The sequence below is a fragment of the Acidovorax sp. SUPP2825 genome (assembly GCF_030158995.1).
GTDB lineage: Bacteria > Pseudomonadota > Gammaproteobacteria > Burkholderiales > Burkholderiaceae_C > Paracidovorax.
Genome location: NZ_BQXK01000071.1, coordinates 1 through 501, shown reverse-complemented (window position 1 = coordinate 501; position 501 = coordinate 1). Strand labels below are relative to the sequence as shown.

At 54.9% G+C, this 501-nt stretch carries 1 protein-coding gene; it reads right to left on the bottom strand.

Going from position 1 to position 501, the window contains the following annotated elements; all coding sequences use genetic code 11:
• Nucleotides 1–98: 98 nt before the first annotated feature.
• Nucleotides 99–323 carry a hypothetical protein gene (locus AVAK2825_RS24765; RefSeq protein WP_284403130.1) on the bottom strand — a complete coding sequence of 75 codons (225 nt, stop codon included), beginning with the start codon at nt 321–323 and terminating at the stop codon, nt 99–101.
• Between the last annotated feature and the right edge of the window lie 178 nt (nt 324–501).

The window sequence follows — 501 nt, the reverse complement described above, 5'->3', positions numbered from 1 at the left end:
GGGCCTGCAAGGCCCCTCATGCACCCAGGCGCAGACCGCTGCTGGGCCTCATCACGCTCAAACGGCTACTGGCGCCCACTCCTCCCTATTCGGATTCGTCAAACATGGGGTTGTGAGAGGCTCCCTTTTAGCTGCTCAGCAGACAGTCGGGGATAGGGAAATGCCATGAATGAAAAATCTGTCGGTTCACCAGCAATTTTTTGCGCAGGCACGATGACACGTCGCAACTGACTAGCAACATTTTCCCCACCCTTTTCCAACAGGTTTCCCTCAAGCCTTGGCGCCCAGAGAGCGAGAACGTCAATGAGCTTAACTTCTGCCATTTCTTAACTCCCTTTTATGACCCGCTTTGTACATCAGCGCGCTACCTAAGGAAGGTCTGCATAAATCGCCCCACGACATGCTTGGCATGGAGATGAAGCCCTGAGACGATAAGTCACATGAAGCAGCACAGCCTGGGCTTGGGAATGACGGCGAAGCGAACGCGGCGGCGGGAATTCC

Bases quoted from the DNA above. Each gene is read 5' to 3' on its own strand.
- AVAK2825_RS24765 (WP_284403130.1), bottom strand. From the start codon at position 323: ATGGCAGAAGTTAAGCTCATTGACGTTCTCGCTCTCTGGGCGCCAAGG.